This window comes from Streptomyces sp. NBC_00259 (assembly GCF_036181745.1).
GTDB lineage: Bacteria > Actinomycetota > Actinomycetes > Streptomycetales > Streptomycetaceae > Streptomyces > Streptomyces pratisoli.
In genome coordinates this window covers 149,590-176,587 of record NZ_CP108080.1, presented here as the reverse complement: position 1 = coordinate 176,587, position 26,998 = coordinate 149,590, and the positions used below count along the sequence as shown (strand labels likewise).

The window sequence follows — 26,998 nt, the reverse complement described above, 5'->3', positions numbered from 1 at the left end:
TGCGGTGCACATGGACAAGGTGGTGGCCGGCGCCGAGGCGGCGCTGGCGGGCGTCGAGGACGGAGTGTCGCTCGCCGTGGGCGGCTTCGGCCTCAGCGGCGTCCCCAATGTGCTGATCCAGGCGCTGTACGCGACCGGCGCGAGCGAGCTCAGCGTGGTGTCCAACAACTGCGGTGTCGACGGCGGCGGCCTCGGGATCCTCCTCGCCGCGGGGCGCATCGCCCGCGTCACCGGCTCCTACGTCGGTGACAACAAGGAGTTCGCCCGCCAGTACCTCTCCGGCGAACTGCTGGTCGAGCTGACACCTCAGGGCACGCTCGCCGAACGCCTGCGGGCCGGCGGCTGCGGCATCCCCGCCTTCTTCACGCCCGCCGGCGTCGGCACCCAGGTCGCCGACGGCGGACTGCCCTGGCGCTACGCCCCCGGGGGAGACAGCGTGGCCGTCGCCTCACCGCCCAAGGAGGTCCGCGAGTTCGACGGCCGGCACTACGTGCTCGAACACGGCATCACCACCGACTTCGCCCTCGTCCGGGCCGCCAAGGGCGATCGCCACGGCAACCTCGTCTTCCACCGGTCGGCCCGCAACTTCAACCCGCTCGCGGCGATGGCCGGCCGCGTCACGATCGCCGAAGTGGAGCAGCTGGTCGAGCCCGGCGAACTGGACCCGGACGAGGTCCACCTCCCAGGCGTCTTCGTCCAGCGTGTGGTGGAACTGACGCCGGAGCAGGCCGCGGACAAGCAGATCGAACGGCGCACGGTCTCCGCGCCTCCGGCACGAGAGGCGGTGCGGCACTGATGCCGTGGACCAGGGACGAGATGGCTGCCCGCGCGGCGGCCGAGATCCAGGACGGCGACTACGTCAACCTCGGCATCGGCCTGCCGACGCTGGTGCCCCAGCACATGGCCGAAGGCATCCACGTGGTGCTCCAGTCGGAGAACGGCATCCTCGGCGTCGGCCCGTATCCCGACGAGCACGACGTCGACCCCGACCTGATCAACGCGGGCAAGGAGACGGTCACGGTACTGCCGGGCGCGAGCTTCTTCGATTCGTCACTGTCCTTCGGGATGATCCGGGGCGGTCACATCGACGCCGCGATTCTGGGGGCCATGCAGGTCTCCGCCGCCGGGGATCTCGCCAACTGGATGATCCCCGGCAAGATGGTGAAGGGCATGGGCGGTGCGATGGACCTCATCCACGGAGCCCGGCGGGTGATCGTCGTCATGGACCACTGCGCCAAGGACGGCAGCCCGAAGCTCGTTGCCGAATGCACCCTGCCACTGACCGGCCGGGCGTGCGTCGACCGTGTCATCACCGACCTCGGCGTCCTGGACGTCACCGAGGACGGTCTCGTCCTCGTCGAGACCGCTCCCGGCGTGACCACGGACGAGATCGTCGCCCGTACCGCCGCGCCGGTCCACGTTCCGGCCCCCGTCGGCTGACCTCGGGTCGGCCCCTTGTACCCGCCGGCCGGGTCCCGGACAGCCCCGGGCCGGCGGGATCACTTCGCCCAGCTGTTCCTCGCCACCAGAAGGAGTCCCGATGAACGAGCGCCTGCGGGACGTCTACGTCGTCGACGCCGTCCGCACCCCGATCGGCCGATACGGCGGTGCCCTGTCCGCCGTGCGCCCCGACGATCTCGCCGCCGGCGTTCTGCGCAAGCTGCTCGACCGCAGCCCCGCCCTGGACCCGGCCCTCATCGGCGACGTGCTGTTCGGGAACGCCAATGGAGCGGGGGAGGAGAACCGCGACGTCGCCCGCATGGCCGTCCTGCTGGCCGGACTGCCCGTCACGGTGCCCGGATCCGCGGTCAACCGGCTGTGCGGCTCGGGGCTGGAGGCCGTCGTCCAGGCGGCCCGCGCCGTGGCGCTCGGCGACGCGTCGATCGCCGTGGCCGGCGGGGTGGAGTCCATGAGCCGCGCCCCCTGGGTCCTGCCGAAACCGGAGCGTGCCTTCCCCGTCGGCAACCAGCAGCTGTACTCCACCACCCTCGGCTGGCGGATGGTCAACCCGCGCATGCCCGAGGAGTGGACCATCCCGCTCGGCGAGACCGCCGAGCTGATCGCCGACAAGTACGGCATCACCCGTGAGGCCCAGGACGCCTTCGCGCTCGCCAGTCACGAGAAGGCGGCCCGGGCCTGGAAGAACGGTGCATACGACGCCGAGGTGGTTCCCGTCGAGGGTGTGGACCTTCCCCGGGACGAGGGCATCCGGGACGACACCTCCCTGGCGGCGCTGGCCCGTCTCAAGCCCGTCTTCCGCGCGGGCGGTACGGTCACGGCCGGCAACGCCTCACCCCTCAACGACGGTGCGGCGGCACTGCTGCTGGCCGACGAGGCCGGGCTGGCCGAGATCGGCCGTGAGCCGCTGGCCCGGATCCGTGCCAACGCCGTCACCGGCATCGAGCCGCAGTACTTCGGCCTCGGCCCGGTGGAAGCCATCCGCAAGGCCCTCGCGAAGGCCGGGCGCGACTTCGGCGACCTGCACACCATCGAACTCAACGAGGCCTACGCCGCCCAGGCGCTGGGCTGCCTCGCGGCCCTTCCCGAACTCGACCCCGGCCTCCTCAACCCGAGGGGCGGCGCCGTCGCCCTCGGCCACCCCCTCGGCGCCTCCGGTGCCCGCATCACCGGAGCGGTCGCCCACCAACTCGCAGAAGCGGGCTCGGGCACGGGCCTGGCCGCACTCTGCATCGGCGTCGGCCAGGGCATGGCCCTGATCCTGGAACGCTGAGTCGCGCCCCGGCCGTTGCCGGGGCGACGTCGCCCCGGTCCGCTCAGGGGTACGGGTGCGGGTACGGGCTGGGTGCTCAGACCGGCTGCCGGGCGAAAAGCTCCAAATGGCCGCACTTCGGGCAGCGGTAGGCGTCGATCTGCCAGCGAGGCCGCCCCATCCGTTTGGCGCCACCGAGTATGCCGCGCTCAAGGGGTCCGGCGATCCATCGGGCATAGCCCCGGGAGTGCTCGCCGGCGTCTTCGACGAACCCTGGTTCCAGACCGGTGGTGCCGCACTGCGTGCACTTCATGGTGTCCACCGCGAGAGTCTAACGACACGCCGCAGATGCTCGATCTCGACGTGCGGCGCTGCAAGTTGGCCGATCGCGTGCTGGTAGTTGCAGAACTCAGCGACAGGCGCGACTCCGGAACCCACCAAGTCAGGAGGCGGGCCCCTGAGCAGGGCAATGCCAGTCGGCCGAGTCGATGGCGTTCCCCTCCGCGTCGCTGAGGTGGAAGCAGTTGCCGTTGACCCACACCGTGACCGATTCCGGCCGATGGTCGACCTGGAATGGCTCGTCACCTCGAAGAGTGCCGGACCATGAACCATCTGCGGCAGGCGAGTGGGTGACAAGTGGCTTCCTCGCCTGAGCTCCCATTCAGCCCCACCGGCTCAAGATTCATCGTTCCGAAGCCGTGGTCGACGACCGTCCTCGCGAGTTCGGTGATCGACCCCGCCAGACAGACGGCGACCCAGGGCGCCCAGGTCGTCGGCGACGGATGAGTCGAAGCCAGGAACACGTCCTGCATGGCGCAAGCCTGGCGCCTCCGATCGCCGACGACTGACACTCTGCTGGCCGAACGGGTGAGGCGCCCATCTGCCGGAATAGCACCGGGTGACCGTTCGAGATGCCGGGCTGATGGCGTGCTGCTTCGCTGATGAAGCCCGCTCTCCGAACAGATCCGAGGAGTGATCATGAGCGTTGCAGGTGAAGGTGGCGACCGTGCGCGACAGATGCGTGCCAAGGCGCAGGAGTTGAAGGACGCGGCGGAGCGGGCCACCGACCCGCAGGAGCGCCAGAAGCTGCAGGAGAAGGCCCGCCGGATGGAAGAGCAGATCAAGAAGGCAGGCGGGACGGGGCCGGGCCTGGACCCGATGAAGTAGAGGCCCCTGCGTCGACCGGCCGGCGGCTCCCTCGTGATGTAGGCGAGAGGAGCCGCCCGCCGGGACCGAAGCCGCTTCCTTGAGCGGCGTCGCCGGCCTGGCGGGTTGGTTCCCGGTGCCTCGGGTGGAGCCTGTCCGGATGCATCGGGACACGTCCGGACGGAAGCTGAGGTTGTGGCAGAGAATCCGCCCGTGATCGTTCATCCCCTGGCGCCCAGCGGCGGCCGACGGGTGACGATTCACGGTGAAGAGGTCGGCACCGCGTATCACCTGTTCGACGTGCTGGAATTCATACGTCGCGCGGGCCTGCCGGAAGCCGATACCGCAGTCGACGATCCGGCGCTGATCGAGTGGCGGGGCGGCGGCCCCGACGCGTGGGGTGGGTCGCCTCCGTGACCGGAGTTCTGTGTGCCTCTGGTGAGGGAGTTCGTCCGCTGCAACCCGCCGATGGAAGGGCTGGGCCGTACGGACTGTGCGCAACGCGACGCATTCCGTGAGTGGCGGTTGGCGGGCAGGCGCGGGGGCAGTCCTCCGGAATCGGCGCCGGGTGCAAGCGTTAGATCAGGTCAAATCGGGCATTTGTCCGGTATGGCTGAGAACCATCCCCAGAGCAATCCCGACCCCGACCCCCGAGTGACGCCGGGCGTGGACCGCGGTGGGTTGGTGACTCCCGGCGAGACCCCGCCGGCCGAGTCGAGCACGTCCTCCCGGTCCGACCCGTACCAGCCCCCTACGCGAGGCTGGGCCAAAGGCCCGCTGGCGGCCATCTCCGTGGTTGTCCTGCTGGTCGCGGCGTTCTTCCTGGCCTACGCGCTCGTACTGATCCTCTGACGGCACTGGCACTGGCACTGGCACTGGCACTGGCACCGGCACCGGCACCGGCACCGGCATCGCGCGGACGGCGTGTGTCGGCCACGGCCGGATGCACGGGTTTCGTCATCCGTGTCAGTCGACGGCCTTCAAGTCGCCCAGCGCGTCACCGAGGTCGAGTTCGGTGCGGCCACGGGTCTGGAAGCCCCGCTCGAAGAGCTCTGCCGTGCGTTGCTGCGCTGTCTCACTCCGGACGAGTTGCTGGAACAGAGCGGCATCCGCGCGTACGGCGGCCGGAGTTGGCAGGCTGATGGCGTTGACGGACGCTTTGGCCGCGATCAGTGCATCGCGGGGGAAGTCCCCGATACGCGCGGCGATGCCGGCCACGAACGCGTCCAGCTCGGCGTCGGGCACCGCGCGGTTGATCCATCCGTAGCGTTCGGCGAGATCGGCGTCGAAGTCGGCCGACGTCAGTACGGCTTCGAGCGCGCGCCCTCGGCCCAGCAGGCGGGTGAGGTGCTGGATCGCTCCCGCGCCGGGCGGGGTGCCGATGCCGACCTCGGGCTGGCTCAGGACAGCGTTCTCCCGGGAGGCGAAGCGCATGTCGCAGGCGAGGAGGAACTCACTGCCCGCCCCCCGTGCGCGGCCGCGCAGCTTGGCGATGGTGACGGCCGGAATCTCGCTGAACCTGCGGAACAGCATCCCCAGGGAGTCATCGCCCGGACCTCCGGCTTTCGCGGCCTCAGCGGTGTATTCCGCCACTTTGGTCAGGTCGACGTGCGGAAAGAAGAAGTCGGGATCGGCGCTGTCGAACACCACCACCCGCGCGGTCCCCGGTCGGGAAAGCTCCTCGATCAGTCCGACCAGATCGCGTACGACCTCGGGGCCGATGAGGTTGATCGGCGGGGCGTTGAAGGTGGCGGACAGGACGTTGCCGTCCAGCCTGGTGCTGATGGTTTCGTACGAGGCGGTCATCTTCCCTTCCTCTCGGCGTGAATCACGGCCTGGTGGCGATCACGCCTGGTGGCAATCCCGGCTGTCAGAGCAGGTGCTCGTCGAGCCGCGGCGCGACCGACGTGGCGATCTCCTTCCAGCCGCTGTAGACGATCAGGGAGTGGCCTCGACCCGATCCGGCGCGGACATCCCTTCCAGTCTCGCCTCGAACACCCACTCACACAGCCCCACAGCCCGGCGCGGGCGCGCTGCGTCGCTGCCGCGCGCGGCCGCTGCCGTGTGGGGCCTGCCAGGGCGAACGCATGATTACGCTCCGTGTCGCTGAGCTGCAGTGCGCCCGTACGCGGCTTCGGCTGATCAGCGGCGGGCCGTTGCGACGAGGCGGCTCAGCGCGGTGTGTGCCGGCGGCCCCCAGGTGGGCTTGCCTCCGGGGCGTCCGTGGATGCCGGCGTCTCCGATGAGGATGCCGGTGAGGGCGCGCATCACCGCCCAGCCACGAGCCCGGCGCAGGGTCGCGCGGTCCGGGGTCGGCTGACAGGCGTCGTGGAAGCGGTCGGCGGCGCCGTCCGGCAGCAGCAGCCAGGCGGCGGAGAGGTCGCAGGCGGGATCGCCCGCGCAGAGGTCGCCAAAGTCGATCACGCCGCAGAAGGTGCCGTCCGTGGTGACGAGGTTGGCCGGATGCAGGTCGCCGTGGAGCCACAGTGGCGGGCCCGTCCACTCGGGCGCGGCGGCGGCGTCGTCCCAGACGGCGCGGACAGCGTCCGGGTCGGGGACCAGCCCCAGTTCGGTGGCCGAGGCGAGCTGTTGGGCGAACTGTTCGGCGCGGTCGCCCAGCGGCCCGCCACGGTCACCGCCCATCGGCGCCCCGTCCGGGGCAGGTTGATGGAGAGCGGTCAGGAAGGCGGCCAAGGTGTCGGCTGCCTCCACGGCGTCAGTGGCAGGGGCGTGGTCGGCGGGCGTGCCCGGTACCCAGGTGGTGACGATCCACGGCCGCGGAAACCGCTCGGAAGGATCGCCGAGGCGCTGCGGGACGGGGACCTGAAGGGGAAGACGCGGGGCGAGAACAGGCAGCCAGGCGTGCTCCTTGCGCAGCAGTGCGTCCGCGGCCTGTGTCGCCCAGGGCAGCCGGACGGCGAGATCGTCGCCGAGCCGCCACATCTGGTTGTCCCAGCCCCGCGCGCCGAGTCTCACAGGCCGATCGGCCAGGTCGGGGTGCTGGTCGCGCAGCAGGTCCTGGACCAGCTCTGCGGTGATCTCGAACTCGGTGTCGGTCATGCGGAGCAACGGTAGTCAGGCACGCCCCGCCGGTTCTTTCCTGTTCCTTCCTCGGTCCTTCCCCGGCTCGGGTGCGGTCCGAGAGCGGCTTGAGCAGGGCCTCCTCCTCGGGGCCCGGAACGTGTCAGAGGTGACCGCGGTGCCGCGGTACGGCACGGATCGCGCGGCAACACCCGCACGGGAGCCCGGCCACCCGCACGGCAGCCCGGCGACGAAGGTGGTGATGCTAGCCGCCGACGTGCCCGTCCACGGCCTCGCCACCCCGTTCGGCGGCCAGTCGGACAGTGGTTCTGACCAGTTCAAGCCATCTCTCTCAGCGCTCAACCGGCGCCCAACTCCGGGGTTCCGCAGCGCGGTTCAAGAAACCTTTCTTCCGACTGCCGCCCAGGCTGTGAGGGCCGCCGTACCGGAGTTTGCCCGCCGCCGCACTGCGCACTCGGATTGTCCGGATCACAGCCCCGAGCCCCGCTGATTGTCAGTGGCGTGCAGGAGGGTGCCGTCCGCAGTCCACGTCCACACTTCCGCGAAGGAGACCGGTGCAGTCGACACAGTTGCGCAATCCCCCGTTGGGGCTACGACCTCACCGCTGTCCCCTTGACGAGTGAATCGAACGGGCAGGTGCCGAGCGCTCAGGCCGACAGCACTTGCCCCACCCGCTCGGCGTCGAACTTCGATTCGAGCCGTCGCCCGGTACGGCCCGTATCGGTCCCGTGATCAGGGACGTTGTCCGGGGTGCTCCAGCGGTTCCCCATCACAGAGGAGATTTCCGTGAATCCCGTGTGCGTACTCACCAGCCTTCGCCCTGCGTTCGAGAATCCTCCTGCGCAGGCCACTGCGCCCACCGCGTTCCGGCGTCCGGTTGACGCCCGTCGTGCCCTGTTCGCCTCCGCATCACGACCGTCATCGAGGTGGGGCGCATGACCGACTCGACCGTGGCCGCACCGGCGCTGCTCGCCTGGGTCTGCAAGGAGCTCGGCGCCCGCCCGTCCATCAGGGACGTCTCGCACGCCCGCCGGAACTCCCGTGTCTGGGAGCTCGTCCGCCCCGGCGGTGCCCGCTTCTACCTCAAGGTCTCGCCGCAGCCGCTGATGTACGAACGGGAGACCTTCGCCCTGCGCCACGCGGTTCCCGCGCTCGGAGCCGACCGCGCGCCGCAGCTGCGGGCCTCGAGCGCCGAGCACCTGGCCCTGCTGCTCACCGCCGTTCCGGGCCGCCCGCTGCGAGAGGCGACGGTGACGCCGGCCGAGGAAGCCCGTGCGCACCGACAAGGCGGTGTGCTGCTGGCCCGGCTCCACGCCGCCGGTGACCTGTCGGGCGTCCGTCGTACCGAGGCCGAACGGGCGCTGCGGGCCGGGGCCGACGGCGCCGACAGGCACCTGCGGCTGGCCGGCGACCGGCTGACGCCCGAGGAGCGCAGGCTGGTCCGCGACCTGGCCGAGCAGCTGCACAGCCTTCCGCCACTGCCGCTCGCGTTCATCCACGGGGACGCCCGGCCGCGGAACCTCCTATGGTCCCAGCCCCTGGCGCAGGCCGGGTGGATCGACTTCGAGCGGGCCCGCTTCGCAACCGTGGCGCACGACTTCGTCCGGATGAGCTGCGACGTATGGCCGGATCGCCCCGACCTGCGGGCCGCGTGCCTCCAGGGTTACGGCCGCGACCTTGTCCCCGAGGAGCAGTGCGCGCTGAAAGCTCTGGCGGCGCTCGACGCCGTGAGCGCTCTGGTCCCGGGCCAGGCGCACGACGACCCCGATGTCACGGCGTCGCGCGGACGCCGCACCCTGGACCGGCTCATGGCGGGGGTGCTCGCATGACGTCGCCGCACGACAAGACCGCGCCCGTCGTGGACGCGGCGCACGGCCTCGGCGAGAGGCCGTCCGTCCCCGCCGCACGGACAGGGCAGCCGCTACCGCAACCGCAACCTCAGCCGCAGCCGACCGCCCCGCCCGAGCTCGACTACAACGGGCGCAAGCACCGCAGGGCCATGGACAACGCCTCGCTGGCGGAGATGGCTCGGAGGATCCCGCGGGCACTCGCGCAGACGGCGCGGCTGGCCTGGTCCGTGGACCGGCGCATGGCGATCACCATCCTGGTGTGCCAACTGCTCTCCGGCCTCGGCACCGCCGTGATGCTCACCGCGGTCGCCGAGGCGCTGCCGCTGCTGACAACACACGATCCCCGAGCGGGACTTGCCCAGGCGTGGCCGGCACTCGCCGTCGCCGTCGTCGCCCTTGCCGCCGGCTCCGGCACGTGGATCCTCGCGGACTGGGCCACCCGTCGGCTGAACCCGAAGATCGCCTCCACGGCGGACCTCGCCCTCGTCGACCTCCACATGCGCGCCGAGCTGTCCGCGTACGACACACCCGGCTTCACCGACCGCAGCCAGGCAGCCGAGATCGGGGCGATGCGCGCGGTCGACCTCGCCGACGACGCGAAGACCCTGACCAACGGGTTCGTCCAGCTGGTCTCCGCCGCGACGGTGCTCACGTCACTGCATCCGCTCCTGCTGGGGGTGCTGCTGCTGTCGGTCGTCCCCCGCGGATTGGGCGGTGTGGTCGCCGCGCGGATCGACTACCGGGTCCACGACCGCACCATCTCCGCACGCAATGTGCGCGGCATGATGCGCTGGTGGCTGACCACCGCGGAACTCGCCGACGAGCTGCGCGCCAACACCATGCGCGGATACCTCCACTTCTGGTACCGGACGATGTGTGACCGCGTCGAAGGCCGCGAGCTCGAGGGCGCCCGCCCCTACCTCTGGGTGACCCTTCTGGCAGCATCCCTCGCAGGCCTGTTCACCTTGGGTATGTGGGCGTCCCTGGCCGCGCTCGTCCTGGCCGGCACCATGACCACAGCGATCGCCGGCACCGCGATCGTCGCCTCCCAGACCGCCGGCCGCGCCCTGAACTCCATCGTCCGGTACGGCGCCGTCATGTTCCACCACGGCCTGTATCTCAGTGACTACTTCGACTTCATCGCGGAGGTCGGCTCGATGACCGCCTCGCGCGGGAGCGCGCGGCCAAGGACCCCGAAGCAGATTCGCTTCGAGGCAGCCGGGTTCACCTACGCCGGCAAGGACACACCGGCACTGCATCCGGTCTCGCTCACCTTCAGCCGTGGGGAGGTCGTTGCCCTGGTGGGGGAGAACGGCGCCGGCAAGTCCACCCTGATCCGCATGCTCACCGGGCTGACGCTCCCGACGGAGGGCGCCGTGTACTGGGACGACACCGACCTCGCCACTGCGGACGCCGAGGCGGTCTGGCAGCACGTCGGCCTCGTCCCGCAGAAGAACGGACACTGGCCCCTGGCCGCCCGGGAGAACATCACCCTCGGCCAGCCCCACAGCCATGAGGACGCACCTGTCTGGGACGCGGCCGGTCGCGTGGGCATGGCGGACCATCTGCGCGAACTCCCCGACGGCCTCGACACGTTGCTCGCCCGCTCGGTATGGGGCGGCCAGGAACTGTCCGGCGGGCAGTGGCAGAGGCTCGCCTGCGCTCGCGCGATGTACCGCCGACCGGCCGTCCTCGTCCTGGACGAACCCACGAGCGAGATGGACGCCCGCGGAGAGCACCAGATCTTCCGCGAACTGCACACGATGGCCCCGGACCGGATCACCGTCGTGGTGACCCACCGCCTGGACAACGTCCGCATGGCCGACCGCGTCATCGTCCTCGACCAAGGGCGCATCCGCGAGGAAGGCACCTTCGACTCCCTCGTCCAGACCGAAGGCAGTCTCCTCGCCGAGCTCTACGCGCTGGCCCAGGACCGCTGACCTCGACCACCCGAGTGACCACGACCGCCTGACCGACCTCGACCACCCGACAGCGGCGGGGCCGCGCCCAGCCGCCGCCCCGCCGCTGTCGTTCTCCCCCCGCTCGCGCCGGGGTGCGGACCGAGTCAGAGCCACGGGATCAGGACGTCCTCATGCGGCTGACTCGGTAGGCGGTCGGTCGTGGTGGGAATCGTTGAGCGCGCTCCGCCGCCGACGGCAGGAGGAGCGGCCCCGCCCGCTTGGCGCGGCGCTGGACAAGGGCGGTCTCCATCCGGCCGATGCCCGGCAGTGCGGCCAACTCGCCGGCCAGGTAGTCGTACAGTGCGTCGGTGTCACGGCACTGGACCATCGCGAAGACCGATGTCCGGCCTGTCGTGACGGCGGCGAAGGCGACTGCGGCGTGCTGTGACAGCGCCTCCGTCACACCGCCCAGCGCGGCCGGCGACACCTCCAGCCACAGCAGCGCCTCCACCGGGAAGCCGAAGTGGGACGGGCTCACGTCCACCTCGAAGTGCAGCACCCCGGCGGCTCGCAGCCCGGCGATGTGGCGGCGTACGGTCGAGGCCGACCACCCGGTGACGGCGGCAAGCTCTGCCACGTCCGCCCGGCCGTCCAGGGCCAGTTCGCCCGTCAGTCGCGCCTCCGCCTCGCCCCATCCAGGCGCCTCGGCGAGGACTTCCGGGCCGTCCGGTGACTCCGGCGTGGGGCCGAGGAGGGCCGCCTGCTCGGACGCGTCCAGCGCGCTCGTCCGGCCTGCCCAGCCGCCGACCCCGGCGACCGGGCGCAGGACGCAGCCCGCCTCGACGTCTCGTACTCCCGGGGTCCTGAGCAGGTGGTCGAAGAGCGGTCGTCCGCCGTCCGCCCCCGCGCCCGGGGTGCGGACCATGCAGGTCAGCCGCGTTCCCCCGGCGAGCGGGGCGATCCACGACGTGTCGTCCCGCTGTGCGAGGGCGGTGGTCAGCGCGTCGGTGGCATCCGGCGTGCAGTCGATACGGACGAACCAGTCGAGCATGCCGATCCGCCGGCTGTCGACGAGCCCGACCACCCGGATCACCAGGGCCGACCGCAGTCGGTGGTAGCGGCGTGCGACGGTGCGCTCCGGGGCGCCGAGCACGGTGGCGATCCTGCTGAACGAGGCGCGCCCGTCGATCTGGAGGGCATGGATCAGACGACGGTCCAGCGCGTCGAGCGTGACGGATTGCGTCACCGGATCCCCTCCGAACGTCTGATCGCGTCCATCCCGGCGACTCTATCGCGCGCAGGGGAGCACCGGGCAGGACGCTGGCGGCGACCACCGCAGAAAGGCAGACCATGTTGACCGTGCTTCCCATCAGGTATGTGGCCGACGTCGAGGCGTCCCGCGACTTCTACGCAGGGCTGGGGCTCGCCGTCCTGCAGGAGCCCGGCGCGGCCGTCTGGGTCCGGCTGACCGCCGCCGCGGGCGCCGTCGGCGTCCACGCCGCCGCCGTCTCGCAGGGTCGCCCACCCGGCGCGACCGAACTGGGCTTCGCGACGGACGAGCCTCTCGAGGAGGTCGCGCAGCGGCTCGAACACAACGGCTACCCGTACGAGCTCGTCGAGGAGAACTTCGGCCGCAGCATCCGCGTCACCGACCCGGACGGGGTCGTCGTGCAGATCCAGTGCATCGACCCGGACATCGTCCGCAGATCGGCCGCGGCCGTGGCCGGCGACTCCGCCTGACCGGCACGCATCGGGGAGCGGCCGGTCGGCCGGCCCCCGCATTCCCACGAGATGTGTGACGGCATCTGTCGACCGGCAGCCGCAGGGGAGCTGCCGGTCGGCCACCCCCGCATTCCCGAGAGAACCGTGACGGCATCCGTCACGACAGGAAGGTCCCGACATGGAACCGCTTGTCACACTCGTCGCCGTCACAGGCCTGCTGCTGCTCGCCGGGGCGTTCGGGGCAGTACGGCTCCGTCGGCCGACCGCCGCCCTGCGGGGCGGCCTGGCGGCCATGTTCACACTCACCGGGGGAGCGCACTTCGTCGGGATGCGCGAGGAACTCGTCGCCATGGTGCCGCCGGCCCTGCCGGCCCCGGGCCTGCTCGTCACACTGACCGGCATCGCCGAACTCGCCTGCGCGCTCGGGCTGCTGTGGTCGCGGACCGCCCGGGGCTCGGCCGCCGTGCTCAGCGCGATGCTGGTCGTGATGTTCCCCGCCAACGTGTACGCCGCCGGCGGCGACGTGCCCTGGTGGGACGAGCTCGGCCCCCGGACGGCCACGCAGGCCGTCTTCCTCGCCGCCACCGTCACCGTGCTGGTCCGCCATGGCCGGGCGGTTGCGGGGACGTCTGCGGAACCCTCGCTCAGCTCCCCGCCGCCGTGACCGTCGCCGTGACCGTAGCCGTGACAAGGCGGATGACTCGACGACCGGTGAAACGGACCGGCGCACCAAGGGCACCGAGGTGGTCCAGTACCTGCGCGGTCTGTGGGCACACATCGTCGTCGAGGACAACGTCGACGATGTCGAGCAGGTGGTGTTCGACGGCCCGGACGCGGTCGTGCTCGGCTCGTTCTTCCGCCGGGTGAGGAGCACCGGCCGGACGTTCACCATGCCGGTGGCCATGCATCTGCGGGTCGGCGGAGACAAGCTCGTGAGGATGCACCTCTTCGAGCACACCCTGCTGGCGCAACAGGCGTTCAAGGGCGGACCTGACAGGCATACGGCCACATGGACGCGCGGGCTGGGAACCGCCCTCCGCCGCCCGGCGGAGTCCGGTCCGCGCGCGATGCCCTCGGACTCGGCACCTCTCGGTGTGGAGCAGGGTTCCGGGAGGGTTCCGGGACCTCGAACCTTGGACCAGGCATGAGGAGCCTCGTACACCGCGTGGCCGGTCCGGTCACACCTGCATCTGGCCGCCGTCGACGAAGAGTTCGACCCCGGTGATGAAGGAACTCTGGTCGGACGCGAGGAAGAGGACCGCGTCCGCGACCTCCTCGGGTCGCCCCATCCGACCGAGCGGCACACCGGCGACGAGCGAGTCCTTGAGGCCCCGCGCCCGCTCCTCGTCCGGGGCAAGACCGGTCAGTCCAGGGGTGTCGATCGGCCCCGGACTCAGGGTGTTCACGCGGATCCCGCGTCTCTTGAGCTCATTGGCCCAGGTCCGGGCAAGGGAGCGCACAGCGGCCTTGGAGGCGCTGTAGACGCCGAATGCCTCGCCACCGCCGCTGCCGGCCGTCGAACCCGTCAGAATGACCGAAGCACCGTCGTTGAGCAGAGGCAGTGCCTTCTGCACCGTGAAGAGCAGGCCCTTCACGTTCGCGCCGAACGTGCCGTCGAAGTGCTCCTCCGTGACGTCCTCCAGGCGCGCGAACCCGCCCCCTCCGGCATTGGCGAACAGAATGTCGACACGGCGCTGCTGCTCTCTCACCGCGTCGAACAACCGGTCAAGGTCGGCGAGCACGGCGACATCGCCGCGCACCCCTGTCGCCTGTGCCTCGCCGATCTCCGCCACCACGTCGTCCAGCTCCGCCTCCCGGCGGCCGGTGACGAACACATGGGCTCCCTCGGCCGCGAGACGTACTGCAGAGGCCCGCCCGATCCCGCTGGTCGCGCCCGTAACCACTGCCGTCTTTCCGTCGAGCTGTCCCATGCCCACCTCCGCGCTCGGCCCACGACAATTATCCGGCGGCCACGACGAGGACGCATGGCCGCCAGGCGCGGCTCTGGGCAGCCGTTCCGTCTGCTTTCCGCGGAAAGGGCTTGCTCCGATACGCCTGCGACGGCGGCAGCCGCCCTGGCGCCCGGCTCGCCGTACACGGGGCCCGGCGCCTCGGACGAACCACCCCGTCGGCGACGGCCGCCGCCCCGCCGGCTGGTCCCGCACGGCTTGCAGGACGCCGGCGTACCAGGTCCGGCGCCACGCGTACGCAGGCGGGTTCCAGACCGATGGGATCACCGCGCGGCCGGCCGTCCGGCTGCGTGGCGGCCCGGGGCGCCGGGCGCGTGAGGATGACCCGGGCCGACCCGGTCATCGGCCCGCAGTACGTACCCCGACGCCCGGCCGGCAGGACTGCTTCACCAACTTCGGTCGAGCAGGTAGGCGAACAACGCGTCCAGATCAGCGGCCGCACCCGGCGCGAGCGGCACCTCCCGCAGACCGTGGCGTGCGGCGTCCAGATGCCGACGCGCCTCTTCACGGGTCGCGGCCCGCCCGCCCGCCTCCTCCACCAGTGCGGCGGCACGCGTGGCCGTCGCGCTGTCGAACGGCTCGGGCGAGTCCAGCAGTACCGCCAGCTCCCGCGCAGCGGCCCCGGTCCCGGCGAGCGCCGCAAGCACCGGGTAGGTCTTCTTGCGCAGCCGCAGATCGCCGTGGACGGGCTTGCCGGTCACCGCCGGATCACCCCAGATGCCCAGCAGGTCGTCCACCACCTGGAAGGCCACGCCCAGTTGCCGCCCGGCCCGCTCCAGCACCGCCACGGTTGCGGACGGCGCACCGCCCAGCGTCGCACCGAGCGCGATCGCGCAGCCCAGCAGGGCCCCGGTCTTGTCTTCCGCCATCGACCGGTACTGATCCGGCCCCACCGCGCCGGTCCCGCTCCACGGATGCCGCTCGAACCGCAGGTCCTCCGCCTGCCCGGACACGAGCGCGTTCAATGTCCCGCACAACCGCCGGACCGCGTCGCCCGTGAACGGCCCCGGTGCCTCGGCCAGACACTGCACGGCGAGGGCGTGGATCGCGTCCCCGGCCAGGACGGCCGGACCCGTCCCGTAGGCCTTCCACACCGCCGGGCGCTGCCGCCGCAGACCGTCACCGTCCATGATGTCGTCGTGCATCAGGGAGAACGTGTGCACCAGCTCCACCGCCACCGCTCCAGCTACGGCCACGCCGCCGTCCGCGCCCACCGCCTCGGCCCCCAGCACGGCGAGCGCCTGCCGCACACCCTTGCCCTCGGAGCCGCCCCGGCCCGGTGTCCCGCTTGCGTCGCTCCAGCCCAGCGCGTACGCGGCCATCTCACCGGTCCAGGGATGCAGCCGCCCCACCGCCTCGACCAGGGCCGGGCGCACGAGTTCACGCGAGCGCTTCAGCACACCGCCCACCGCGACGCCGTGACCGTACGGCACACTCGCCGCACCAGCGTCCGCCGACCGGACGGGGGAGCACACCCACGACAGAGAGGAATTCACCGCAGCCCCTCCACACGGGCCGCCCGCAGCGCCTGCGCCCCGCTCGCAGGCAGCACAGGCCCCCCGCCTCCCGGCACGTCCCCGCCCCCGTCCGGCAGCGGCCCCACACCCAGCTCGGCCGCGGCCTTGTCCACCATCTCCCGGGCGTGCCGCAGCCCGATGCCGTCCAGGATCGAGCGCAGCTCCGCCAGCTCGGCCGCGCTGCGAGCGGCCTCCCGGCCCAGCCGGGCACGCGCCTTGGCCAGCCCGAGCCGCGACAGCGCCGTCCCCCGCGGCTCCTCCATCTCGCGGAACTCCTCCAGCGCCCGCGCATACAGCTCCCGGGCCTCTGCGTACCGACCCGCCCGGTACAGCACGTTGCCCCGCATCTTGTGGTTGTAGGCGAGCGCGCTCGACAACCGCATCTCCCGGCAGGCCTCCTCGGCCTGCGACAGCAGCGACAGAGCACGCTCCACCTGCCCGTCGCGTACGGACACCACATCCGCGATGCCCCGCAGCGCCCAGGCCCACCCGCGCCGGTCATCGGCGCGCAGCGCCGTCTCCGCCGCCTCCTCGAACAGTGCCAGCGCCTCGTCATAGGCACCGGTGTTGCGGTGCATCTGCGCGATGCCCTCCAGCGCCCACACCGTGTGCCGCGCCTCACCACGCCGGCGGGCCTCGGCCAGCAGCTGCTCGTGCAGTCTCCCCACGGCCTCGTAGTCGCCCTGTATCCGCCCCGTCTCGGCGAGCCCCGCCAGCGAATAGCCCCGGACGACGACGTCACCTCCCCGCTCGCCCATCTCGGCCGCCAGCCCCAGCAAGCGGTAGGCCAGAGCGAACGCCCCCCGCTGCCGGGCCAGCGTCCCCCCGCTCCACAGGGCCCACGCCATCGCGCCCTCGTGGCCGTCGGAACGCGCCGCCCGGTAGCTCGCCTTCCACGCCCGGTCGGCCTCCTCGATCCGCCCCAGCCTCCGGTACGCCTCCGCCACGGCCAGCCCGCAGCGCGCCATCTCCCGCCGGTCACCGGCCTGTTCCGCAGCCTGCAGCTCCTCGACGCCCCGGGCGAGCACCTCGGGCAGGGAGGCATTCACCGACAGCGAGCCGAGAGCCCCCTGGTACTCCGGCGCGGAAGCCTTCGCCCGCTTCGCCTCGCTCACCTGACTGGCCATCAAAACTCTCCTCCGGTCGACTTGGTGATCAAGATGCCGACGGGACGCGGAGGTTCCGTATGAGCCGTGATATCCGTCTCCGTACGGGTGCCGGGTCATCCTCGAGTGCTACGGCCACCGCGCGAGAGTCGTCAACGAGGCGTACGGCGGCCGGGGTTCCGGGCAGGCGTGTGTGCCCGAAGGCAGGCGCCCGCAGGTAGTCAGGTAGTCAGGTACTCGAGTAGTTGGTTGGACAGGCCGATCTGGCGCGGTGTGCGTCCTCCGGTCAGGGGCGGCGGGCCGCAAGGACGCAGAACTCGTTTCCCTCCGGGTCGGCAAGGACGACCCAGCTCTCGTCTCCTTGGCCGACGTCGATGCGGCGAGCACCCAGGTCGAGCAGGCGACGGACCTCTTCGTCCTGCTCCCTGTCGGTCGGGTTGACGTCGAGGTGGAGCCTGTTCTTGACGGTCTTGCCCTCGGGCACGCGCGCGAAGGTCAACGTCGGTGGCACCGGGCCGAGGCGGTCCTTGCCTTCAGACCCCGCAGGGGGGCCGATCGAGACAACTCCGTCGTCCTCGTCCTCGTCCTGCACCTCGTAGTCAAGGACCGAGCACCAGAACCGGGCGAGACGGATGGGATCGGCACAGTCGATCGCAAGCTCGGTGAACTTACTGCTCATGGCAGGACCTCCCGGTCACGTTGGCGGGTGCGCCAAGGGCCACACACTAATCGCAGTGTTCGACGGCGAGGGCTCACGTTCGCGCGACGCGGTCAGTGTGCAACCTGCGCGTTCGCTCAGGACCCGGAGACGCGCAATCCCGAGGATCGAGGTTGAGAAACAACTCTCAGTGCGCGCGGCCGACTTGTCGTCCACCGACAGGTGCGGGGGAGGAGCAGGGTGACTCTGCCGTCGGTGCCGGTCCTTCGAAGGCGGGGTGCCCGCCGGCGAGCCCGGTAGGGGGCGCTATGCTGCGCCGTTCGATGATCGCAAAGTGGGGAATATGGGGGGATGAGAATGGCTGCAATGGGTGTGAGACGGGTGCTGACCACGGTGGTGGCTCTGGGCGCCGGAGTCTTTCTGCTCGGTGCCGGTCTGTTGCGACTGGAGACCCGGATCACGGGGGTGCCCGGCCAGTTCCGTGCCGAGCGGTGCGAGGTCTCGGAGTCGAAGCGCGGCGACGACGGTGTGCTGTGCGCGGGATCCTTCGAGGCCGACGACCGCTCCTTCCGGATCGAGAGGCTGGACGTCGAGACCACCTTCGACGCGAAGCCGGCCGGACCGGTGCCCGTCACGGTCGACGGGCCGTCGGCGACCGTGGCCGTTGACAACGAGGCCGGTGTTTGGCTCTACCCGGGAGCCACCGGTCTGGTCTGCCTCCTCGTCGGAGCATGGAACGTGAGGGGGGCCTTGGTGCGCAAGCGAGGTGGCGCGGTCTCCGCAGCGAGCGGCACCTGAGGCGGGACGGCCTGCGCATCCACCAGCCTGAGCCAGCCCTGAGCACTCGGGAGTTGAAGCAATGAGGCAGGGATGCTGCCTCACATCACCTCTGGGTCTGGGCCGTCAAGACAGCACGAGACCCCGGGCGATGGCGGCCCGGGGTCTGTGTACTTCGCTTGACCGTGTGGTTCAACGACCGGCCGAGTACTACGTCACGCCCCTTCCACGCCCAGTCCGCGAGCGCCGCGCTGTGGCTGTACGAGCCAGGTCGGTGCGGCAGCGGAACCGGGGGTCGAGGCGAGGCGTCCCCCTTGGGCATGAGCGACGAGATCAAGGGTGGGCCGGGCCGGGACACCATCGGATGCGCCGGCTGCTGCCTCGCGCTCGCGGGCGCCGTAACCGCGGCGCTTACGTGGGCCCCGTTGGCACGGTCCAGCATCCACGGCGGCTTCGAGGGCCGGCACCGGGACCTGAGCGTCCTCTACATCGATCTCCCGCTCGTCCCCCTCGGCGGTGCGCTGGTCCCGCTCGTCGTCTGGGCGCTCACCGTACGGTGGTTGCGGCGCCCCTGGCTCGCGGCGGTGGCAGCGGTCGCGGCGGTCGCGCTCGGGGTGTGGGGGCTGAACAGCTGGTGGATGCCTTACGAGCAACCGGAGTTCATGCAGTAGGCGCGGGGCGCAGCTCGCCGTGCCGCAGCCGGTCCACCCGAGTGACCAGGGCGCTCGACGACCCATCACACCGGGGGCAGATTCAGTCACAGACTCCACACCTGTTCCCGCAGCTGCCCACGGAAGAGGAGGCCATGGGCATCCAGGCCGCTGACCGGCGACGTGCTCAGGCGTCGTCCGACTGGGGGTGCTCGTCGAAGGACGGGCCACTCGTTGCCAGCCAGGACCGCGCTGGTCCCGCGGGTTGTGTGGTGTCCACCGTGAGATCGAGACGGGTCCCGCCCTCGGTGCCGGCAGGGTAACTGCGCTGTTCGGTCGCGGCGAAGCAGCGGCGAAGCACCTCCGCCACGCGGCGGGCGACCTCGGGTGTTGCGGCGACGACACGTACCTCGGCATGGCCGGTGGAGGGCAGTTCTTGTTCGGGCTTCATGGTGAGCCTCCTGTAGCAGCGCGCGGAGGGCTGGGAGTACCACGTACTGGTCGGGCGTCGATGAACTCCTCAGGCGGCAGCCCGTACAGCTCCCGTTCGATGCGCTCCAGGTCCACGGCTCACCCGCCGTCCTCAATCCTGGTGGAGGATAGTTTGCGCGCTGCGATCCGAACGATCACCTGCCCGGGCTCGGCGCGCCTTGCCCGGCTTCCCGCCCCAGCCTCCCGCGAGGTAGCCGACTCCGGCTCCGGCTCTGGCTCCGATTCCGGCTCCTCGACGGGAGGCCCAGGCGCTCAGTGGCCCGAGTCGGGTGAGATCTGCTGCATGAGGCTCGTCATGTCCGGAGCAACCCACTCCTCGGCGATCTTGTCGCCTTCCAGGCGGTAGAGCTCGATGCTGCGGAAGCTCACAGGCCGCTGCGTCGCCTGGATCCCCTGGAAGGTGCCCTGGTGTGTGCCCTGGAAGTGGACGCGCACCGCCACCTTGTCGTCGACGCTGAACATGTCCTCGACCTGGATCTGCAGGTCAGGGAAGGCCTCGAGCATGGCCTGCGCCCCCAGCCTCCACACCTCCCGCCCGTGCAGTGCGTCCGGAATTCCGGGGACGTTGGCGATGAACTCCTCCGTCACCAACTCCGCGGTCGCGTCGAGATCGCCGCTCTGCAGCGTCTTGTACGCGGCGTGCATCAGAGCCAGGTTCTTCTCAGGGGTCATGTTCATGGAGGGGTCCTTCTCCTCGGGAGATCGAGCGGTGAACGGCCAACGAGAGCAGGGCATCGCACCGACAGCGGCGAGCCACCCTGCGGGTGAGCCCGGCGACGCGATGCCTGCTCGGGATCGCATGCCTCAGTAGAAACCCTGCCGTCGCGGCAAGGTCAAGCAGCGGCAGCAGAACAGCGCGGTCCATGCTGGGAACCCTCGTGGGGCCTACTGGCAGGCGCCGGCTTCCCCGGGCCAGAAGCGGGTGCGGTCCGAGGCGGACGCTTCCTCCGGTGAGCCAGGTGCGCCCCTCGTCCACGGAGAACGCCTGCTCCCAGTGGCGGCGGTCTCCGTGATCTCCGACCAGACGCAGCGGACCCTCACCTGCGGCCGCTCGACGAGGAGTTCGTGCCGCCCGCGGACTTCGACCCGACAACGTGCTGGCGAGCGCACAGGGCGCAGTTGCAGGAATCGCTCTGGCAGGGGCGCGCGGGGATCCGGATCTCCCCGGCAGGCACCAAGCGGCTGCGGGAGATCGGGGTACCGGCGGTGATCGACGCCGTCGAGGCGGGGGAGGAGGAGCATCCCGGTGGCTGGCGCCGCGCCCTCATGCTGATCGAGAGCCTCACGCATGCGGAGGGCGAGCTGCTGCGCCTGGGCGCGCAGGTGGAGGTGGTGAGCCCGCCTGAGCTGCGGGAGCGGATCGCGGCGGCGACGATGGCCCTGGCGGCGCTCTACGGCTGAAGACGACGACGGTGGCGCCGGCGGCGCTCTACGGCCGAGCCGACCACGCCGGCGCCGGCGGCGCTCGACAGCTGAAGGGAATGACCGACGCCGGGGCAGCCCGTCCCGAACGCAGTCGCCCGGACCTTTGACCGAGCCTCCAGGGATCGGCGACGAGGGACATAAGGCGCTCGATGCCCATGGTGAGGCGATGTGAGGCAGGCGGTACTCGCTCACACTGAGTACGTACCGCCGAAAGGAGCCACTCGTGACTTCGTCCTCGCGGCCGGGCGGACGCACGCCGGCCACGGACGCACGCTCGGGAGAGGCGGACCCTCGTAGGTGGCAGGCTCTATGGGTCACCCTCGTGGCAGGGTTCATGATCCTGCTGGACGTGACCATCGTGGCTGTCGCCCTGCCCTCGATGCAGCGTGACCTGCACGCCTCGCCCGCCGAGGTGCAGTGGGTGGTCTCCGGCTACGCCCTGACATTCGCGCTGGCACTCGTGCTGGCCGGGCGGCTCGGCGACGCGATCGGGCGGCGCCGCGTCTTCCTCCTGGCGCTCAGCGGCTTCGTGATCTGCAGCGCCGCAGCAGGGGCGGCTCCGACCGTCATGCTGCTCGCGGTGGCCCGCCTCGCCCAAGGGCTGGCGGCGGGCTGCCTGGCGCCCCAGAACTCCGCGCTGATCCAGCAGCTGTTCACCGGGGCGGAGCGCGGCCGCGCGTTCGGGTTCTTCGGCGCCACCGTCGGGATTTCGAGCGCGGTCGGCCCCATCACCGGTGGTCTGATCCTGGCCCTGGCCACCGGGCCGCAGGGATGGCGGTGGATCTTCTACGTCAACCTGCCCATCGGGGTGGCCGCCGTGCTCCTCGGCCGCCGTCTGCTGCCGCGCGTGCGCCCCGGCCGCAGGGGACACCTCGACGTGCCCGGCGTGCTGCTGCTCGGCGCCGGCATGCTGGCCGTCATGTTTCCGCTGGTGCAGGCGGCCTCCGGCGGCATCGCTCGCCTCTGGTGGCTGTTCCCGGTCGGGGCGGTCGTACTGGCCGGGTTCGCGGTCTGGGAGCGGCGTGTCGTCGGCCGAGGGTCGGAGCCCTTGCTCGACCCGTCGCTCTTCACCCGGACCCGTGGGTACGCCACCGGCGCCGCGGTGGCCACCTTGTACTTCATCGGCTTCAGCGGCGTATGGCTGGTGTTCGCGTTGTTCTTCCAGGTCGGCCTGGGCTTCACGCCCCTGCAGTCGGGCCTGGCGGTGACCCCGTTCGCGGTCGGGTCGGCGGGAGCGGCCGTCGTGGCGGGACGTCTCGTGGACCGCCTGGGGCGGGTGCTGACGGTGTGCGGCCTGATCGCGGTGATCGTCGGACTGGGCGCGGCAGCGTTGCTCCTGCGCTTCGCCCCCACTGAGATCGCGGCATGGGCGGCTGCGCCGGCCCTCCTGGTGGGAGGGATCGGCAGCGGCTTCGTCATCTCACCCAACGTGACGATGACGCTGCGATGCGTCCCCGTGCACATGGCCGGGGCGGCCGGTGGCGTTCTGCAGACGGGACAACGGCTGGGAGGGGCCGTGGGTACGGCGGCCTTGCCCGGCGTCTATTACCTGGTCCTGAACTCCACCAGCCACGACTTCCGGGCCGCGGTGGCGGCAGCCATCGCGGTCGCATTGGTCGCCATCGCGGCGTCGCTCGCCATTGCCGCGATGGACTGGCGCCGTGACGCCCGTTCCGCCGTCGCGATCGCGCCCTGTCCGCCGGAGACCGCGCACAGTCACACCCACGCGGCCCAAGGCTGAGATCTGTCTCGGTCTGGCCATGGCCGTGCTGCGCGCTCCATTCGCGGCCGCGACGAAGTTGGGAAGCCGCGAAGTTGGGGATGCGGCGCAGGAGAGTTGCTTTGGGATAAGCAACTAATTCCGCCACTCATTCAGCCAACTGGTTCAGCCGACTAGTTCAGCCCTCCTCGCGGAGGTGCCCCATGACTGCGACGTCCGCGGTGTCCCGCGCGGCGCGGAAGCGGGCCCGAGCCGCCGCTGACACGTCCCGCCCGCATGACAAATGGATCGTGCTGTCCAACACCACGCTGGGTGTTCTGATGGCCACGATCAACGCGTCGATCATGCTCATCGCGCTGCCCGACATCTTCCGCGGCATCCGGATCGACCCTCTGCAGCCGGGGAAGCCGTGGCTTCTTCCCCGCCTTGATCTCCGGGCCGTTCGCGAAAGGCCTCGCCACCGCGTTCGCGTTCGCCATCGTCGCCTGCCTCGTGGCCGCCGTGGCCTCCTGGCTGCGCGGCGGCAAGTATGTGCACACCGACCAGCCGATCACCGTCGGCGGCACGGATCCCGCCCCCACCCCGCCGGGGACGCAACCTCCCATGCGTTCACGCTGATCGTCACGGCACAGGGCTACCGGCCCGCCACGTACGCGATGACGACCAGCGGGGACAGCCGCCCCGCGTGGCCACCCGCCGCTGCGAACGCAACCTCCCGGGCAAACGGGCAGATCACCGGCGTGGTGCGCGGGCCGGACCCGGACAGCCCGCTGGCCGGAGCGGTGCTACGAGCCGTCGATTCGTACGGCGTGGTGCTGGCGCACGCCACCACCGGCCACGACGGCCGGTTCCTGCTGCCCGGCCTGCCCGATGACCACTTCACGGCAACCAGAGCCGAAGCCCCGCCGGACCCGCACGGCCGGCCGGGCGCCACCTTGCACCTCACAGTGAACGGTACGCGGTCATGAACGCGCCTCGGCACGCTCCAGCGGGCGCCCACGGGGGAGGACCGCACGGTCGCGGTCCGGCAGCGTCCGGCCCGTCAGTGCCGCCCTCAGACCGTGACGAGGTCGCGACCCGGCTACGGACGGCAGTCCTGCGTCTGTCCCATGGGCTGCGCGCACCGGCGGAACGGCACGACCTGACCCCAAGTCGGCTGACCGCCCTGGGAGTTCTGTCCGCTCACGGTCCTCTACGGATCGGTGACCTGGCCCGCGGCATGAGTATCACCATGCCGAGCGCCTCCCGACTGGTCGACATCCTCGTGGCCGCCGACCTCGTGAGCCGCCGTTCCGACCCGCACGACCAGCGCGCTTGTCTCCTCGAACTCACCCCGACCGGCACAGCCGTCCTGGACAGCGTCCGCCGCGAAAGCACGCAGGCACTGGCCGGCCAGCTCGCCATGCTTCCAGAGGACCAGCTCGCCACGCTCGCCGCGGCACTGCCCCAACTGGACAGGCTCGCCCAGCAATTGACCCCCGGCGAACCGCAGCCCTCACGAAAGCGCCACGACCGCCGGGAACCGATCGACGGCATCACCGCACAGGGGAGTGACAAGCCCTACCGGCCCTACTGATCCGCTGCCCGAGAATCCGCACGGAGGCGCTTCCGCCACGGCATGACACCCGCCGGCGGCGGTGCGCCGCAGAACCTACGACGTAGTCATCGCCAGCCCGGCCGGCACCCCGGCACCCCGGAGCCCCAGCGCCCTGACCCGAGCCGGCCGCAAGCAGGCCGGTCGAACTCGGAGGAACGCCGACGTGACGACGCCCTACTGCCAGGGTGGGGGAGCCCAACGCTCGTCAGCCGCGAGCGACCGTACTCAGCCGGTGGGTCGGGACGTGGGCAGCTCGGGTGTGCTGGCGAAGAGATCGAGGTACATCCCGCCCGCTATGAACAGTCCGATCGCGCCGACGATGACGCCGCCCAGGGCTACGGACTTCACCCAGGGCCGGGTGTCGGCCCGCTGAGCGTGCAGGGCCAGCAGCACACCGCCGATGACGACGGCGGCCAGGGCGAAGACGCCGTTCACGAGAGCCGCGGTGTGCCAGGGGGCACTGTAGAAGGCATTGATCTGGTCGCCGCCACCGCCGGTGCTGGCTTCGATCTGGCCGATCAGCTCCTTGCGGGAGCGCAGCATGTCGGTGAGCGAGGTGCCGGTGAGGGAGCAGATGCCCAGCCCGGCGCTGACGACGGCGGCGGCTCCTGCCGCGAATCCGCCGGCGGAAGCGATGTCGGCGGGGGTGTCCGGGAAGTCGTCGTCCGCGTCGTCGGACGCGCTGGTGTGCTCTTCTTCCTCTCCGGGGGCCTTGTCGAGGGGCTCCCGAGGCGGTACCCGGTCGGGGGTCTCTTCGCGCTCGCTCTCGGGGTTGCTGTTGGTGGCTTCGGTGATCTTGGAGTTCTCAGTAGCCATGGAACTCCACCCTACGGATCATTCGCTAAGTGTCCAATAAAGCGCTTCCCCACGGTGGGCGTGCACATCGAGCAGCACGCGGCCGACATCGACCACGGCACCTCCGTGCCCTTCCGCGTCAGCGGCCCTTGCGTACCCGGGCCGCTGCGCGGGCTTCCGCGGTCCTGCGGGCCTCGGTCGCTTTGCGGGACTCCTTCGCGGGGCGGCCCGGACGGGTGCCGAGGCCGCGGAAGGGGGCGTTCCCGCTGGGCTTTCCCCCGGCCGGCGGGCGCTTCGCCCCGGTGATGGTGGTCAGCTTCGCGTCGCCGGAGCGCACCTGTGTGACAGTGGGCCGGATCCCGGCGTCGGACATGATCCGGTTCACATCCCGCCGCTGGTTGGGGGTGACCAGGGTGACCACGTTCCCGGACTCGCCGGCGCGTGCCGTGCGCCCGCCACGGTGCAGGTAGTCCTTGGCGTCGGCCGGCGGGTCCACGTTGACGACGAGGTCGAGCGCGTCGATGTGGATCCCCCGCGCCGCGACGTTGGTGGCCACCAGCACGGTGATCTCACCGTCCTTGAACTGGGCGAGCGTATGCGTGCGCTGCGGTTGCGACTTCCCGCTGTGCAAGGCGGCGGCCCGTACGCCGCTGGCCCGCAGGTGACGGGTGAACTGGTCGACGCCGACCTTGGTGTCCAGGAACATCAGTACCCGGCCGTCGCGCGCGGCGATCTCGGTCGCGGTCGCGTACTTGTCGGCGGTGTGGATGTTGAGCACATGGTGCTCCATCGTGGTGACCGAGGCCGCCACCCTGTCGACCGAGGCGAGCACCGGGTCGTGCAGGTAGCCCCGCACCAGTTGGTCGACGTTGCGGTCCAGCGTGGCCGAGAACAGCAGGCGCTGCCCGTCCGGGCGGACCTGGTCCAGGATTTCGGAAACCTGAGGCAGGAAGCCCAGGTCGCACATCTGGTCCGCCTCGTCCAGCACGGTGATCCGCACCTGGTTGAGATGGCAGTCGCGACGCGACACCAGGTCGGTCAGCCGCCCCGGAGTCGCGATGACCACCTCGGCGCCGGTCCGCAGCAGCGCCGACTGCCGGTTGATCGACAACCCGCCGACCACCGTCGCCAGTCGCACGTTCAGCGCCTGGGCGTACGGCGCCAGCGAGTCGCTCACCTGCTGCGCGAGTTCCCGGGTCGGCACCAGGACCAGTGCGAGCGGCCGCTTCGACTCCGCTCGCAGACCTGCTGTCCGTACGAGCAGCGCAAGCCCAAAAGCGAGTGTCTTGCCGGAACCGGTCCGCGCGCGGCCGAGGACGTCACGGCCCGCCAGCGCGTTGGGGAGGGTCGCCGCCTGGATGGGGAAGGGCTCCTTCACCCCGAGGCCGGTCATCGCCTTCATCAGCTCCGGCGGCAGTCCGAGTGCCTCGAACGACTCGGCCGGCGGCAGGCCCGGGACCACTGTCGAGGGTGTCGAGAGCTCCCCCTGAGGTGCCGGTGCCGGTGCTGTCGCAGGCCGAGGCCTACCCTCACGGGAGAATCCGGGGGCCGACGGCTGCGCGTTCATGGGAGAACCTTCCTGGGTCGGGCGCCCGGAACGCACCAGGGCCCATACCCATGGGTACGGGCCCGGCGGTGTCGAAGCGTGCCCCCATTTTACCAGCGAGCGCCCGGAAGCCTGCCGGTCCGGCCGACGCCGGCACGGGAGGACGGAGCACGACTGCTCGGAGTTCCGGTGTCGCTCAGCATCCGAACGTCGCTGCCCTTCGACTCAGGCGCTGCGCGGTTTCCGGGCACTGGCGCGGCGCGCGGGAGCTGTCCTGAGCGAAGGAGACCGTCGGCCGCACCACGGTTCGGAGGGTGAGCGGCGCGGAGTCCGCGATCGAGACCATCCAGCCTACGCAGTCTGTCGGGGCGAAC

Annotated in this window: 29 protein-coding genes; 17 read left to right on the top strand and 12 right to left on the bottom strand. The window is 71.1% G+C overall.

Annotation, left to right across the window (positions count from 1 at the left end):
• The first annotated feature begins 10 nt into the window (after nt 1-10).
• The 3 genes from OG766_RS00930 to OG766_RS00920 all read left to right on the top strand — a co-directional run bounded on the left by OG766_RS00930 (nt 11) and on the right by OG766_RS00920 (nt 2,731).
• Nucleotides 11-796, top strand: coding sequence for a CoA transferase subunit A (locus OG766_RS00930; protein WP_266377758.1), 786 nt, complete (start codon nt 11-13; stop codon nt 794-796).
• Nucleotides 796-1,440 carry a CoA transferase subunit B gene (locus tag OG766_RS00925; protein WP_266377761.1) on the top strand — a complete coding sequence of 215 codons (645 nt, stop codon included), beginning with the start codon at nt 796-798 and terminating at the stop codon, nt 1,438-1,440. Before OG766_RS00930 ends, OG766_RS00925 begins: the two co-directional genes overlap by 1 nt.
• A gap of 100 nt (nt 1,441-1,540) precedes the next feature.
• The gene (locus OG766_RS00920; RefSeq protein WP_328724279.1) at nt 1,541-2,731 is read left to right on the top strand and encodes a thiolase family protein; all 1,191 of its coding nucleotides are present in this window, start codon (nt 1,541-1,543) and stop codon (nt 2,729-2,731) included.
• 76 nt (nt 2,732-2,807) lie between these two features.
• Here the strand turns inward: OG766_RS00920 and OG766_RS00915 are convergent, their stop codons facing one another.
• Nucleotides 2,808-3,023, bottom strand: a complete 216-nt coding sequence (locus OG766_RS00915; protein WP_385480918.1) for a hypothetical protein — start codon at nt 3,021-3,023, stop codon at nt 2,808-2,810.
• A gap of 665 nt (nt 3,024-3,688) precedes the next feature.
• On the opposite strand from OG766_RS00915, the gene OG766_RS00910 reads away from it, so the two are divergent.
• The 3 genes from OG766_RS00910 (at nt 3,689) to OG766_RS00900 (ending at nt 4,708) form a co-directional block, all read left to right on the top strand.
• Entirely contained in the window at nt 3,689-3,877 is a 189-nt protein-coding gene (locus tag OG766_RS00910) for a DUF6381 family protein (RefSeq protein ID WP_266377771.1), read from the top strand.
• Between the two features lie 174 nt (nt 3,878-4,051).
• A complete protein-coding gene (locus OG766_RS00905) occupies nt 4,052-4,273 on the top strand; it encodes a hypothetical protein (RefSeq protein ID WP_266377774.1) in 222 nt (73 codons plus the stop codon).
• Nucleotides 4,274-4,465: 192 nt separating this feature from the next.
• Complete coding sequence (locus OG766_RS00900; RefSeq protein WP_266377777.1) at nt 4,466-4,708, top strand: DUF6480 family protein; 243 nt, start codon at nt 4,466-4,468, stop codon at nt 4,706-4,708.
• Between the two features lie 114 nt (nt 4,709-4,822).
• On the opposite strand, the gene OG766_RS00895 is transcribed toward OG766_RS00900, so the two are convergent.
• Both OG766_RS00895 and OG766_RS00890 read right to left on the bottom strand, forming a co-directional pair.
• Nucleotides 4,823-5,662 carry an enoyl-CoA hydratase/isomerase family protein gene (locus OG766_RS00895; RefSeq protein WP_328724278.1) on the bottom strand — a complete coding sequence of 280 codons (840 nt, stop codon included), beginning with the start codon at nt 5,660-5,662 and terminating at the stop codon, nt 4,823-4,825.
• Nucleotides 5,663-5,998: 336 nt separating this feature from the next.
• Nucleotides 5,999-6,916: an aminoglycoside phosphotransferase family protein gene (locus OG766_RS00890; RefSeq protein WP_328724277.1), complete on the bottom strand. Its 918-nt coding sequence runs from the start codon at nt 6,914-6,916 to the stop codon at nt 5,999-6,001.
• A gap of 917 nt (nt 6,917-7,833) precedes the next feature.
• Here OG766_RS00890 and OG766_RS00885 point away from each other — a divergent pair.
• The gene (locus OG766_RS00885) at nt 7,834-8,727 is read left to right on the top strand and encodes a phosphotransferase enzyme family protein (protein ID WP_328724276.1); all 894 of its coding nucleotides are present in this window, start codon (nt 7,834-7,836) and stop codon (nt 8,725-8,727) included.
• 170 nt (nt 8,728-8,897) lie between these two features.
• The gene (locus tag OG766_RS00880) at nt 8,898-10,688 is read left to right on the top strand and encodes an ATP-binding cassette domain-containing protein (protein WP_423247158.1); all 1,791 of its coding nucleotides are present in this window, start codon (nt 8,898-8,900) and stop codon (nt 10,686-10,688) included.
• 139 nt (nt 10,689-10,827) lie between these two features.
• Here OG766_RS00880 and OG766_RS00875 read toward each other — a convergent pair whose 3' ends face one another.
• Nucleotides 10,828-11,895 carry an Lrp/AsnC family transcriptional regulator gene (locus tag OG766_RS00875; RefSeq protein WP_328724274.1) on the bottom strand — a complete coding sequence of 356 codons (1,068 nt, stop codon included), beginning with the start codon at nt 11,893-11,895 and terminating at the stop codon, nt 10,828-10,830.
• 104 nt (nt 11,896-11,999) lie between these two features.
• On the opposite strand from OG766_RS00875, the gene OG766_RS00870 reads away from it, so the two are divergent.
• From OG766_RS00870 to OG766_RS00860, 3 genes are all read left to right on the top strand, one after another.
• The gene (locus OG766_RS00870) at nt 12,000-12,389 is read left to right on the top strand and encodes a VOC family protein (RefSeq protein WP_328724273.1); all 390 of its coding nucleotides are present in this window, start codon (nt 12,000-12,002) and stop codon (nt 12,387-12,389) included.
• Between the two features lie 160 nt (nt 12,390-12,549).
• Complete coding sequence (locus tag OG766_RS00865) at nt 12,550-13,035, top strand: DoxX family protein (protein ID WP_328724272.1); 486 nt, start codon at nt 12,550-12,552, stop codon at nt 13,033-13,035.
• A 79-nt stretch (nt 13,036-13,114) separates the two neighbouring features.
• Nucleotides 13,115-13,519 (top strand): nuclear transport factor 2 family protein, encoded by a 405-nt coding sequence (locus tag OG766_RS00860; protein WP_328724271.1) that lies wholly within the window; start codon nt 13,115-13,117, stop codon nt 13,517-13,519.
• Nucleotides 13,520-13,549: 30 nt separating this feature from the next.
• Here OG766_RS00860 and OG766_RS00855 read toward each other — a convergent pair whose 3' ends face one another.
• The 4 genes from OG766_RS00855 to OG766_RS00840 all read right to left on the bottom strand — a co-directional run bounded on the left by OG766_RS00855 (nt 13,550) and on the right by OG766_RS00840 (nt 17,643).
• Nucleotides 13,550-14,302, bottom strand: coding sequence for an SDR family NAD(P)-dependent oxidoreductase (locus OG766_RS00855; protein ID WP_266377802.1), 753 nt, complete (start codon nt 14,300-14,302; stop codon nt 13,550-13,552).
• 425 nt (nt 14,303-14,727) lie between these two features.
• Complete coding sequence (locus OG766_RS00850; RefSeq protein WP_266377805.1) at nt 14,728-15,774, bottom strand: polyprenyl synthetase family protein; 1,047 nt, start codon at nt 15,772-15,774, stop codon at nt 14,728-14,730.
• Between the two features lie 59 nt (nt 15,775-15,833).
• Entirely contained in the window at nt 15,834-16,985 is a 1,152-nt protein-coding gene (locus OG766_RS00845; protein ID WP_328724270.1) for a tetratricopeptide repeat protein, read from the bottom strand.
• 265 nt (nt 16,986-17,250) lie between these two features.
• Nucleotides 17,251-17,643 carry a VOC family protein gene (locus OG766_RS00840; RefSeq protein WP_266377811.1) on the bottom strand — a complete coding sequence of 131 codons (393 nt, stop codon included), beginning with the start codon at nt 17,641-17,643 and terminating at the stop codon, nt 17,251-17,253.
• A gap of 345 nt (nt 17,644-17,988) precedes the next feature.
• Between OG766_RS00840 and OG766_RS00835 the strand changes: the two genes are divergently transcribed.
• A complete protein-coding gene (locus OG766_RS00835) occupies nt 17,989-18,420 on the top strand; it encodes a hypothetical protein (protein ID WP_266377814.1) in 432 nt (143 codons plus the stop codon).
• A gap of 299 nt (nt 18,421-18,719) precedes the next feature.
• Nucleotides 18,720-19,070, top strand: a complete 351-nt coding sequence (locus OG766_RS00830; protein WP_266377817.1) for a hypothetical protein — start codon at nt 18,720-18,722, stop codon at nt 19,068-19,070.
• A 166-nt stretch (nt 19,071-19,236) separates the two neighbouring features.
• Here OG766_RS00830 and OG766_RS00825 read toward each other — a convergent pair whose 3' ends face one another.
• Nucleotides 19,237-19,500, bottom strand: a complete 264-nt coding sequence (locus tag OG766_RS00825; RefSeq protein WP_266377820.1) for a hypothetical protein — start codon at nt 19,498-19,500, stop codon at nt 19,237-19,239.
• Between the two features lie 293 nt (nt 19,501-19,793).
• The gene (locus tag OG766_RS00820) at nt 19,794-20,219 is read right to left on the bottom strand and encodes an ester cyclase (protein ID WP_266377822.1); all 426 of its coding nucleotides are present in this window, start codon (nt 20,217-20,219) and stop codon (nt 19,794-19,796) included.
• Nucleotides 20,220-20,660: 441 nt separating this feature from the next.
• Between OG766_RS00820 and OG766_RS00815 the strand changes: the two genes are divergently transcribed.
• The 4 genes from OG766_RS00815 (at nt 20,661) to OG766_RS00800 (ending at nt 24,262) form a co-directional block, all read left to right on the top strand.
• The gene (locus OG766_RS00815; RefSeq protein ID WP_443045436.1) at nt 20,661-20,942 is read left to right on the top strand and encodes a hypothetical protein; all 282 of its coding nucleotides are present in this window, start codon (nt 20,661-20,663) and stop codon (nt 20,940-20,942) included.
• Between the two features lie 247 nt (nt 20,943-21,189).
• Nucleotides 21,190-22,707 carry an MFS transporter gene (locus tag OG766_RS00810; RefSeq protein ID WP_423246992.1) on the top strand — a complete coding sequence of 506 codons (1,518 nt, stop codon included), beginning with the start codon at nt 21,190-21,192 and terminating at the stop codon, nt 22,705-22,707.
• 269 nt (nt 22,708-22,976) lie between these two features.
• On the top strand, nt 22,977-23,654 hold the full coding sequence (locus tag OG766_RS36660; RefSeq protein WP_443045634.1) for a carboxypeptidase-like regulatory domain-containing protein: 678 nt from the start codon (nt 22,977-22,979) through the stop codon (nt 23,652-23,654).
• On the top strand, nt 23,651-24,262 hold the full coding sequence (locus OG766_RS00800) for a MarR family winged helix-turn-helix transcriptional regulator (RefSeq protein WP_328724269.1): 612 nt from the start codon (nt 23,651-23,653) through the stop codon (nt 24,260-24,262). The genes OG766_RS36660 and OG766_RS00800 overlap by 4 nt, the downstream gene beginning before the upstream one ends.
• Nucleotides 24,263-24,508: 246 nt before the next feature.
• Here OG766_RS00800 and OG766_RS00795 read toward each other — a convergent pair whose 3' ends face one another.
• Nucleotides 24,509-25,099, bottom strand: coding sequence for a hypothetical protein (locus tag OG766_RS00795; RefSeq protein WP_328724268.1), 591 nt, complete (start codon nt 25,097-25,099; stop codon nt 24,509-24,511).
• 118 nt (nt 25,100-25,217) lie between these two features.
• The gene (locus OG766_RS00790; RefSeq protein WP_266377834.1) at nt 25,218-26,645 is read right to left on the bottom strand and encodes a DEAD/DEAH box helicase; all 1,428 of its coding nucleotides are present in this window, start codon (nt 26,643-26,645) and stop codon (nt 25,218-25,220) included.
• Nucleotides 26,646-26,998 lie beyond the last annotated feature (353 nt).

What these genes read in the sequence shown, in the direction of transcription:
- OG766_RS00825 (WP_266377820.1), bottom strand. Translation starts at nt 19,500, where the DNA reads ATGAAGCCCGAACAAGAACTGCCCTCCACCGGCCATGCCGAGGTACGT.
- OG766_RS00870 (WP_328724273.1), top strand. Translation starts at nt 12,000, where the DNA reads ATGTTGACCGTGCTTCCCATCAGGTATGTGGCCGACGTCGAGGCGTCC.
- OG766_RS00820 (WP_266377822.1), bottom strand. Translation starts at nt 20,219, where the DNA reads ATGAACATGACCCCTGAGAAGAACCTGGCTCTGATGCACGCCGCGTAC.
- OG766_RS00845 (WP_328724270.1), bottom strand. Translation starts at nt 16,985, where the DNA reads ATGGCCAGTCAGGTGAGCGAGGCGAAGCGGGCGAAGGCTTCCGCGCCG.
- OG766_RS00895 (WP_328724278.1), bottom strand. Translation starts at nt 5,662, where the DNA reads ATGACCGCCTCGTACGAAACCATCAGCACCAGGCTGGACGGCAACGTC.
- OG766_RS00885 (WP_328724276.1), top strand. Translation starts at nt 7,834, where the DNA reads ATGACCGACTCGACCGTGGCCGCACCGGCGCTGCTCGCCTGGGTCTGC.
- OG766_RS00930 (WP_266377758.1), top strand. Translation starts at nt 11, where the DNA reads ATGGACAAGGTGGTGGCCGGCGCCGAGGCGGCGCTGGCGGGCGTCGAG.
- OG766_RS00795 (WP_328724268.1), bottom strand. Translation starts at nt 25,099, where the DNA reads ATGGCTACTGAGAACTCCAAGATCACCGAAGCCACCAACAGCAACCCC.
- OG766_RS00890 (WP_328724277.1), bottom strand. Translation starts at nt 6,916, where the DNA reads ATGACCGACACCGAGTTCGAGATCACCGCAGAGCTGGTCCAGGACCTG.
- OG766_RS00880 (WP_423247158.1), top strand. Translation starts at nt 8,898, where the DNA reads ATGGACAACGCCTCGCTGGCGGAGATGGCTCGGAGGATCCCGCGGGCA.
- OG766_RS00830 (WP_266377817.1), top strand. Translation starts at nt 18,720, where the DNA reads ATGAGCGACGAGATCAAGGGTGGGCCGGGCCGGGACACCATCGGATGC.
- OG766_RS00900 (WP_266377777.1), top strand. Translation starts at nt 4,466, where the DNA reads ATGGCTGAGAACCATCCCCAGAGCAATCCCGACCCCGACCCCCGAGTG.
- OG766_RS00800 (WP_328724269.1), top strand. Translation starts at nt 23,651, where the DNA reads ATGAACGCGCCTCGGCACGCTCCAGCGGGCGCCCACGGGGGAGGACCG.
- OG766_RS00865 (WP_328724272.1), top strand. Translation starts at nt 12,550, where the DNA reads ATGGAACCGCTTGTCACACTCGTCGCCGTCACAGGCCTGCTGCTGCTC.
- OG766_RS00840 (WP_266377811.1), bottom strand. Translation starts at nt 17,643, where the DNA reads ATGAGCAGTAAGTTCACCGAGCTTGCGATCGACTGTGCCGATCCCATC.
- OG766_RS00790 (WP_266377834.1), bottom strand. Translation starts at nt 26,645, where the DNA reads ATGAACGCGCAGCCGTCGGCCCCCGGATTCTCCCGTGAGGGTAGGCCT.
- OG766_RS00920 (WP_328724279.1), top strand. Translation starts at nt 1,541, where the DNA reads ATGAACGAGCGCCTGCGGGACGTCTACGTCGTCGACGCCGTCCGCACC.
- OG766_RS00925 (WP_266377761.1), top strand. Translation starts at nt 796, where the DNA reads ATGCCGTGGACCAGGGACGAGATGGCTGCCCGCGCGGCGGCCGAGATC.
- OG766_RS00835 (WP_266377814.1), top strand. Translation starts at nt 17,989, where the DNA reads ATGGGTGTGAGACGGGTGCTGACCACGGTGGTGGCTCTGGGCGCCGGA.
- OG766_RS00855 (WP_266377802.1), bottom strand. Translation starts at nt 14,302, where the DNA reads ATGGGACAGCTCGACGGAAAGACGGCAGTGGTTACGGGCGCGACCAGC.
- OG766_RS00910 (WP_266377771.1), top strand. Translation starts at nt 3,689, where the DNA reads ATGAGCGTTGCAGGTGAAGGTGGCGACCGTGCGCGACAGATGCGTGCC.
- OG766_RS00915 (WP_385480918.1), bottom strand. Translation starts at nt 3,023, where the DNA reads ATGAAGTGCACGCAGTGCGGCACCACCGGTCTGGAACCAGGGTTCGTC.